This window comes from Bilophila sp. (assembly GCF_057864385.1).
This window is the reverse complement of sequence record NZ_DBMAFI010000101.1, coordinates 1,097-9,846: the sequence shown is the minus strand read 5'-3', so window position 1 is coordinate 9,846 and position 8,750 is coordinate 1,097. Positions and strand designations below refer to the sequence as shown.

The following is an 8,750-nucleotide window of genomic DNA, read 5'->3' as shown; positions in this document are numbered from 1 at the left end:
ATGATAAGCTGGCCATAACTTTTAAAGCATCTGTCATGCTGGCATCATGCCTTATTTGGCTCCAGTAAACTATTTAGGGACAGCCCCTAGGCTGTGTCGTCGTTTAATATTTAACTATATGAAATTATTAAAAATATTTTTATAATCTAAAAATGATTTAATAGTTTCAATAGATTGTATCTGATTGACGACACAGCCTAGCCTTTTTTGTAGGCGACGCAGTCGACTTCGACGCGGAGGTCGCTCATCATCCGGGCCTGTACGCAGACGCGGGCGGGGGCGTGCTCGGCGGTGAAGAACTGGGCGTAGACCTTGTTGAACCCGGCGAAGTCGCGGGGATCGTCGAGGTAGACGTTGACGCGGACGACGTCTTCAAGGGAATACCCGGCGGATTCGAGCACCTTCTTGAGGTTTTCGAGGGTGACGCGGGCCTGCACGGTGATGTTGCCGGTGACGATTTCGCCGTCGGCGTCACGGGGGACTTGCCCGCTGACGAAGAGCCAGCCGTCCGCTCCGGCGGCTTTGGAGAAGGGAAGGGCGCCGGGCTTGGTGGGGGTGCCGTAGCGTTTGATGGACATGGTCTGCTCCTTGGTTTTCGTATCGGTTTTTGAGTGTATGGCCTGTCGAATCGTGGTTTCAGGAAGGGGCTTCCTTTGCGTCCTGTCCCGAAGCCCCCCAAGGGGGAGGAAAGGGGAACCCCGGGGCAGGGCGGGAAGGAAGGCCGCCGGAGGAGGGGCGGCCCCTGCCGGGGGAAGGGAAAGCTTCCCCCGGAATTCCGCGTGCTACTTGTTGCCGGTCAGTCCGAGGTCGGTAAGGACCTTGTTCATTTCGGCATACTGTTCCTTGAGCTGCTTCATCCACGCTTCGCCGGTGGCGTAGTCGGGCGTCGCGTTCATGTTCTTGATGGCCTTGATGTATTCGGGGTCCTTGACGATCTCTTCGGAAATGGCCGCGAGCTTGTCGAGGATTTCCTTGGGCGTGCCCTTGGGGGCAGCGATGCCTGCCCAGCCGTAGTAGTTGCCCTCATAGCCCTGCTCCGCGAAGGTGGGGGCGTTGGGGTACTCGTCGCTCTTGGTGCCGATGGCGAGGATCTTGAGCTTGTCGGCGGAGGCCATAGGCGCGTAATTCTGGGGGAAGAGGAAGGTCATGTCGGCATGGCCGCCGAGGACGGCGGTGGCCGCTTCGCCGCCGCTCTTGTATTCGACCTGCTTCACCTGAACGCCTGTGCCGGTGAACCAGTTGCGCATGGCGAAGGTCAGCCACGAGGTGGCGGCGGGGCTGGCGAACACGAGCTTGCCGGGTTCCTTCTTGGCGGCGGCCTCAAATTCCTTGAGGCTGTTCCACGGGGCGTCCTTGTTCACGACCACGGCGCAGTTGGCGACCATGATGCGGGCGATGTAGTCGAAGCTGTCAAAGCTGTACTTCGCGCCCTTGGCGGTCAGCGGGATGATGATGTTCGGCCCGGCCTGCGCGAGGAACAGCGTGTAGCCGTCGGGCTTGGCCTTGGCTGCGAAAAGGCTGCCGGTCAGCCCGCCGCCTCCGGTCTTGTTCACCACAACCACGGGCTGCCCCAGTTTTTTCTTGGCGAATTCCGCCCACACGCGGGCCGTCAGGTCAGAGTCGCCGCCCGCACCGTAGGGGCTCACGAGCTGGATGGGCTTGCTCGGATAGCCCGAAGCCTGAGCCGGGGCGGTCAGAAGGCCGCCGGCGAGCAGGAAAGCGCCTATGCCGAAAAGTGCTGTGCGAAGGGTCGTAAACATAAGGTTCTCCCCTTGGGTTGATGGTTGCAGGGGCCCCTGCCCCCTGTATTTCAGCGCCGCTTCCGCCCGCCGGTTACCCACGGACGGCGTCCCCGCGGCGCATTTTCGCCGTATCGGTTTACAGTGTTCATTCCCGCGGAGTGCCCCGCGCTTGCCCGTTTTCCATAGTCCTATTCCCGCCGGGCCGGGCCCCCCGGCATTCTTCAGCCGTTCTCGTCAGTTTCTTGCCCCTTTTCCCCGCCGGAACGAACTCCTGCCGCGCGGCCTCCCCACCAGTCGAAAGCCTTGGGGAGGAGAGGGGAGGGGCTTGGGGGAGGGGAGAGGAACCCTTTCTCCAGAAGGGGGTTCCCTCCCCAACTGTCATCTTTTTCTTTCTTCTCTCTCTCTCTCTCTCTCTCTTATCCCGCGGACGGCGTCCCCGCGGCGCATTTTCGCCGTATTGGTCTACAGTGTTCATTCCCGCGGAGTGCCCCGCGCTTGCCCGTTTCCCATTGACCTATTCCCGCCGGGCCGGGCCCCCGGCATTCTTCAGCCATTCTCGTCAGCTTCTTGCCCCTTTTCCCCGCCGGAACGAACTCCTGTCGCGCGGCCTCCCCACCAGTCGAAAGTCTTAGGGAGGAGAGGGGAGGGGGCTTGGGGGAGGGGAGAGGAACCCCTTCTCCAGAAGGGGTTCCTCTCCCCTCCCCCAAATTTCATCTCTCCCTATCCCTCCTGCGCGAGCTGGGCGATCTTCGAGCGGCGCAGGCGGGCGCGGGCGATGCTGAAGACGGCGGCGACGGTGAGCAGGAGAAGCACGACCGAGAACGGGTGCGTCAGGAAGATCATGAAGCTGCCGTCGGAAAGGGTCATGGTCTGGTCAAAGGCCGACTCCAGCAGGGGGCCGAGGATGAAGCCGATGATCATGGGCCCGGCCGGGAACTGGAACCGGCGCATCCCGTAGCCGAGGATGCCGAACAGGATAAGGCAGAGGATGTCGAACAGGCTCTGGTTGATGGAATAGGTGCCGACAAAGGCGAAGATGGTCACGGCCGAGAAAATGATGTGCTTCGGGAGCTGCGTGATGCGGATCCATGCCTTGAAGCCGAGCTTGGCGATGACGTAAAGCAGGATGTCGCACATGATGAGCGAGCCGAAGATGCCGTAGACCACCGTGGTGTTTTCAAAGAAGATGTTCGGGCCGGGGGTGATGCCCTGAATGAGGAACGCGCCCATGAGCACGGCGGTCACGTCGTCGCCGGGGATGCCGAGTGTCAGGAGCGGGATCATGGCGGAGCCGGTCACGGCGTTGTTGGCGGCTTCGGGGGCCATGACGCCTTCGATGGCGCCCTTGCCGAACTGTTCGGGGTGCTTCGAGGTGCGCTGGGCTTCGGAATACGCCATGTACGCGGCGGGTGAAGCCCCAAGGCCGGGCATGGCGCCGATGATCGAGCCGATGATGGACGAGCGGAGCAGAACCGGGATGCGGCTCTTGATTTCCTGCCACGAGAGGCGGCCGTCCTCGCCGGAGAGATCGAGCTTCTGCTCGAAGGTCTTGCGGATGCCGGAACAGGCCTGATGGATGACTTCGGGCAGGCAGAGCAGGCCGATGACCATCGGGATGAGGGCGATGCCCGACATGAGGTTTTCGTTTTCAAAGGTGAAGCGCATGGCCCCGGTGGTGCCGGAGACGCCCACGGTGGCGAGGAGGATGCCCACGCCCGCGCAGATGATGCCTTTAAGGATGGACGAGCCCGAAATGCTGCCCACCACGGTCAGGGCCAGCAGGATGAGGCTGCACTGTTCGACGGGGCCGACCTTGAGGGTGAGGTAGGACAGGGGGGCGGCCACGCAGATGAGCAGGATGTTGCTGAAGGTGTCGCCGAACACCGAGCCGACCAGCGCCGCGTTGAGGCCCTTGCCCGCCTTGCCCTGCTTGGCGAGGGGGTAGCCGTCCATGGCGGTGCAGACGGCCGGCGGCGCGCCGGGGGTGTTGAGGAGGACGGCGGTGATGGAGCCGCCGAACATGCTGGCTTTGTAGATGCCGAGCAGCATGGGGATGCCCACCAGCGGGCTGACGTAGAAGGTCAGCGGCAGGAGGATGGAAATGGCCATGATGCCCGAAATGCCGGGGATGGCCCCGAACATGAGCCCCGTGAAGATGCCGAGGGCCACGGCCCCGATGGTCTCTGGGGTGAGGATGGAAATGAGCCCTGTACAGATGTCCGCGAACATGATGCCTCTCCCGTGGTTGGCCTAGCCGAACAGGACGCCGGCAGGCAGGATGATCTGCATGAAGTTGAACGCCACGTAATCGAGCAGGAGCGTGAACAGCACGTAGCAGACGATGCCGATGAGCCAGTGCCGCAGGCCGAGCATCAGGGAAACGAGGAGCATGGTGATCGGCGTGGAGTAGACGAAGCCGATGAAATGGAGGCCGATGAGGTAGAGGAACAGGATGCCGACGTAACCGGCGAGGGCGGTGAAACGTCCGGCCTCTTCGCCGCCTTCCTGAAGCTCAAGGCGTTCCTCGTCGATCTTGCCCGCAAGCATGTGGCGCACGGCCCGGAAACAGAACCCCACAAGCAGCACGCTCATGGCGATGAGGACGAGGGTGACGACGGATGGGAAAAAGGCCGGGCTGACGGTCGAGGGCAGGGTTTCGATGACCCATTGATCGATGTGGCAGTAAAAATAGATGAAAAAGAGCATGAGGAAGAGGCTGATGCCCGCTTCGATCCAGATGTTTCGCCTTAATAGCCTGCCCATATGAGATTCTCCCCTGAAGCGAAAAGGTTTTCGACGTAATCCGTGAACAAGATCCGCTCTTTGCTTTGCCGCGCGGAGGGGCATCCGCGCCGGGCCTTTCACCCGGCTCTTTCTAAGCAGGTATTGTGCCAAAGTGTTACAACCGTGTTTTCCTCATAAAAATAAGATGATTATGTAACAAAGGCGGAAAAGTGCGCAATATGGAATTGTAACAATACGTGACATAAATAGTCCTTTGTGGTATAAAAAGATACCGCGTGAGGGGAGGACTATCAGCGGTTTTCGTCTTTTTAGGCAAAATAATGTAACGTATCATTACACTGTAATGTTTTATTACAAAGGCCATTCCATGCTGACCGCCCTTTCCCCGGCCCAAGGCATCCGGCAAAGCGTGCCGGCTCAGGAAGACATCATCCGGCGCTCGCTGGAGCGATCCGCCCGCTACGGCGTAGACCCGCACCTTGACGGCGCGCCCGAATCCACCCGCCTTTCGGATGAACAGTTGCGCGAACGCATCAACGGGCAGCGCGTTTTCTACACGCTGGCGAAAGAGCAGATCGACTCCCTGTACCGCCTGTTGCGGGACACGGGCTTCTGCATGGCCCTCGCGGACTCGGAGGGCTATGTGCTGTATGTCGTTGGCGATCCCGATCTCGTGGAGCATTTCAAGCGGCGCCGCTGCATCCCCGGCTACCGCTGGACGGAACGCGACATCGGGACATGCGCCATCGGCCTGTCGCTGGAGGAGCGCGTGCCCGTGTTCCTGCCCGGCGACCGGATGTATTCCGCGCAGGCCCGCAAGATCAGCAATGCGGGCGCGCCGGTCTTTTCGCTGGACGGGAGCCGCGTGCTTGGGGCCATTTCCCTCAGCGGCAGTTCCGATATGATGCACGTCCACACGCTTGGGCTCGTGCGGCAGGCGGCGGAAACCGTCACTTCGCAACTGCGCGAGCGCGAACGCATCCGCGAACTGGCCATCAAAAACCAGTACATGCGCGCGCTGGTGGAATCCGATTCGCGGGGCATCGTCACCGTGGATCAGGCCGGGCGCATCGTGGAGGCCAACAGCACGGCCCGCAAGCTGCTGAAGCTCGCGCCGGGCTGCGAGGGCAAGTCGTTTGAGGAGAGCGTGGGCGAGAGCTACAACATCACGGGGTACCTCAAGGAAGGGAAAGGGTTCCGGGCGCGTGAAATCCTCGCCCGGCGCAGCGGGACGACGCATTTCGCATCCCTCGACCCTATCCGCATGAACAGCGGCGAACTGGTGGGCGGCCTGTTCACGGTCATGGAGAAGAAGGAAATGATGCGCATGGCGGTGGAAATGACCGGGGCGCACGCACATTTCACCTTTGAGTCCATCCTTGGGGCGAGCGAGGGCCTGCGCTCGGCCCTGCATCTTGCCCACATCGCCGCCGGAAGCACGGCCCCAGTGCTGCTGTACGGCGAGACGGGGACGGGCAAGGAATTGTTCGCGCAGGCCATCCACAACGACGGGCCCCGGCGGAACCGGCCCTTTGTGGCGATCAACTGCGGGGCCATCCCCAAAGAGCTGCTGGAAAGCGAATTGTTCGGCTATGAGGAGGGCGCATTCACGGGCGCGCAGAAGGGCGGGCGGCCCGGCAAGTTCGAGCTTGCGGACACGGGCACGCTGTTCCTCGATGAAATCGGGGACATGCCTTTTGACATGCAGGTCAAGCTGCTGCGCGTGCTCCAGTCGGGGGAAATCCAGCGCGTGGGCGGCCTGCGCACCGTCCCCGTGGATCTCCGCATCATCTCCGCGACCAACAAGGATCTCAAGCAAGCCATCGCGCAGCACCAGTTCCGGGCGGATCTGTATTACCGTATCAGTACCCTGAGCATCCTCGTGCCTCCGCTCCGCGAACGTGCCGAAGACATCCTCCCGCTGGCGGAGCACTTCATCCGCCGGCACGAGCTGCGCCTGAACCGCCGCCCGGTTCCCCTGCCGCAGGAAACGGCCGAGGCTATCCGCCGTTACCCATGGCCCGGCAATATCCGGCAGTTGGAGAGCGCCGTGGAACGGGCGGTGCATTTGGCGGAAGGCGGCGCGCTGCTGCCTGAGCATTTCGGGATTGCGGATCTTGTGGAAAACCGCAGGCCAGCCGCGCCCGCCCCGGCGCAGGCGACGCTTGAGGACATCGAGCGGCAGGCCATCGCCGCCGCCCTCGCCCGTTTCGGCGGGAACATCAGCCAGACGGCTTTCGCCCTCGGCGTCAGCCGCCCCACGCTGTACCGGAAGATGGACAAGTACGGTTTGGCGGACTGACCGCTTGGGGGAGGCCGGAAAATTTTCCTGAAGGAAGGGGCACCCACAAACGAGACATTCATGTTTCCAATGAAACCTGTATTCAATCCCATGAAATTCAAAATGAATTTTTTAGGAAATTATCGAAAGGGTGAATGCTTTCTGATGTTTTTTTGAAATTTCAAATAGATAACCAATAAAAGGCCCCACCGTAGAGTCAGTCAGCGAAAAAAGAGAAAAGTCTGTATTTTTCAGTATACCGCGGAGATAAAGCAGCCATATGCTTAAACAGGGCCTTGTTTTTCAACGCCCTGCCATAGTAACAAATTGATGTTCCGGCTGATTAAGGGCGGCTCCACGTTCCGACATGGAAAGCCTGCTTATGATGCATAACGGAAAACCGGAAATAGGGAATGATACCGGGCAGCCCATAAGTGCGCCATCATTCCCCATGAAACGGCGGTAACGGCACTAAAGGCGGCGGGCGCTTTCAAACTCCCGGACGTCAACTTCAAGCGGAATATGAAAAGCTGCAAGAGCAGGAAGAAGCCCTCTCCGCCGACTCTAGGAAGCGGAAAACAGGCCAAGGAATTATACAGCGTTATCATGCAGAACAGAGGCAGTATTTTGTGGCGGCCAAGAAAAATAAGCACTGTTCATTGTATGGGGTATGTCCATAGGCCATAAGAACCCCATCAACATGGCTGTTTAAATGGGCCCTGTCATATATGTGGCTGTTTCATCTCCAAACAGGGTGAAACCGTTTTTTCTCCAGTTTTCCTATTGGCTGAATCCACGGTTAAGGCATGTTATTGGTTATTCCTCTGGAACTTCGAGGAAAAAAGCATCAGCTCTTTTGTATGACACAGCCTTTAAATAAGGGGGAAATACAATGCGTGTAGTGGTCATTGGGGCGGCAGGGCACATCGGTACATATTTGATTCCAATGCTTGTGGACAATGGCTATGATACAATAGCGATTACCAGAAAATTATCGTCACCTTATGAGGACGCCCCTGCATGGCATAAAGTAAACCGTGTTTTATTGGACAGGGAAAATGACCCTGAATTCATATCTAAAATTAAAGAAATGAAGCCAGACGTGATTGTTGATTTGGTAAACTTCAATATTAAGAATACAAAAGAAATCGTAGAAAATTTCAATGAAGCGGGGCTTTCACAATATATTTACTGCTCTTCTTGCTGGGTACATGGCATGGCGGAAACAGTTCCATTCAACCCGGACGATTTACGGAAAGAGCCGCTTGATGATTATGGGAAAGATAAATTTGCAAGTGAAATATATCTAAAAGAGCAATATCGAAAGAACGGCTTTCCAGCAACTATAATTATGCCGGGGCAAATTTCTGGCCCCGGTTGGACAATTATCAATCCGTGGGGCAATACCTCCCTACGTGTATTTCAAGATATTGCAGACGGAAAAGAAATTGCCCTTCCCAATTTTGGGCAAGAAATACTGCATCATGTGCATGGGTATGATGTCGCACAAGTCTTTTTCAATGCGATCACGCATAGGAACCAAGCATTAGGCGAATCCTTTGACGCGGAAGCCGCTACGCATATTACGCTGTATGGATTCGCAAAACATATGTATGAATATTTTGGGCATGAGCCTAAAATAACATTTCTTCCATGGGAACAATGGTGTGAATACGAAGGAAACGCTGCGGAATGTGAGCATACCTACTATCATATTGTGCGCAGCGGCGTATTTAGCATAGAAAAAGCAAAACGGCTTTTGGAGTATCAACCCAAATATACTTGCATTGAAACAATCGATATAGCCGTTAAAAGCTATATTGACAGAGGCTTAATAACAATGCCCAATAATCAGGCATCTTGTTAAAATAGGCCCCGCCATAGAATGGAGTTGTTTTATATCCGTATCATGTGAAAATACAGCCTTTTTTCTTTAATTTCCCCTTTGGCGGGCTCTATGGCTGGGATCTTTTATTGATGGC

At 57.6% G+C, this 8,750-nt stretch carries 6 protein-coding genes; 2 read left to right on the top strand and 4 right to left on the bottom strand.

Annotated elements, in window-relative coordinates:
* Positions 1-197 precede the first annotated feature (197 nt).
* The 4 genes from ACZM8Y_RS17125 to ACZM8Y_RS17110 form a co-directional block, all read right to left on the bottom strand.
* The gene (locus ACZM8Y_RS17125; RefSeq protein ID WP_482334875.1) at positions 198-578 is read right to left on the bottom strand and encodes a RidA family protein; all 381 of its coding nucleotides are present in this window, start codon (positions 576-578) and stop codon (positions 198-200) included.
* A 204-nt stretch (positions 579-782) separates the two neighbouring features.
* Positions 783-1,760, bottom strand: coding sequence for a Bug family tripartite tricarboxylate transporter substrate binding protein (locus ACZM8Y_RS17120; protein ID WP_302553859.1), 978 nt, complete (start codon positions 1,758-1,760; stop codon positions 783-785).
* Between the two features lie 702 nt (positions 1,761-2,462).
* On the bottom strand, positions 2,463-3,971 hold the full coding sequence (locus tag ACZM8Y_RS17115) for a tripartite tricarboxylate transporter permease (RefSeq protein WP_302553860.1): 1,509 nt from the start codon (positions 3,969-3,971) through the stop codon (positions 2,463-2,465).
* A gap of 21 nt (positions 3,972-3,992) precedes the next feature.
* On the bottom strand, positions 3,993-4,505 hold the full coding sequence (locus ACZM8Y_RS17110; RefSeq protein WP_337431852.1) for a tripartite tricarboxylate transporter TctB family protein: 513 nt from the start codon (positions 4,503-4,505) through the stop codon (positions 3,993-3,995).
* Positions 4,506-4,830: 325 nt separating this feature from the next.
* Here ACZM8Y_RS17110 and ACZM8Y_RS17105 point away from each other — a divergent pair, with 325 nt between their 5' ends.
* Together ACZM8Y_RS17105 and ACZM8Y_RS17100 are read left to right on the top strand one after the other, a co-directional pair.
* Positions 4,831-6,789, top strand: coding sequence for a sigma-54-dependent Fis family transcriptional regulator (locus tag ACZM8Y_RS17105; RefSeq protein WP_489501920.1), 1,959 nt, complete (start codon positions 4,831-4,833; stop codon positions 6,787-6,789).
* 871 nt (positions 6,790-7,660) lie between these two features.
* Complete coding sequence (locus ACZM8Y_RS17100; RefSeq protein ID WP_308771883.1) at positions 7,661-8,635, top strand: NAD-dependent epimerase/dehydratase family protein; 975 nt, start codon at positions 7,661-7,663, stop codon at positions 8,633-8,635.
* The last annotated feature ends 115 nt before the right edge of the window (positions 8,636-8,750 follow it).

Excerpts from the sequence above, each read along its gene's own strand:
- ACZM8Y_RS17125 (WP_482334875.1), bottom strand. The coding sequence starts at position 578 with ATGTCCATCAAACGCTACGGCACCCCCACCAAGCCCGGCGCCCTTCCC.
- ACZM8Y_RS17120 (WP_302553859.1), bottom strand. The coding sequence starts at position 1,760 with ATGTTTACGACCCTTCGCACAGCACTTTTCGGCATAGGCGCTTTCCTG.
- ACZM8Y_RS17115 (WP_302553860.1), bottom strand. The coding sequence starts at position 3,971 with ATGTTCGCGGACATCTGTACAGGGCTCATTTCCATCCTCACCCCAGAG.
- ACZM8Y_RS17110 (WP_337431852.1), bottom strand. The coding sequence starts at position 4,505 with ATGGGCAGGCTATTAAGGCGAAACATCTGGATCGAAGCGGGCATCAGC.
- ACZM8Y_RS17105 (WP_489501920.1), top strand. The coding sequence starts at position 4,831 with ATGTTTTATTACAAAGGCCATTCCATGCTGACCGCCCTTTCCCCGGCC.
- ACZM8Y_RS17100 (WP_308771883.1), top strand. The coding sequence starts at position 7,661 with ATGCGTGTAGTGGTCATTGGGGCGGCAGGGCACATCGGTACATATTTG.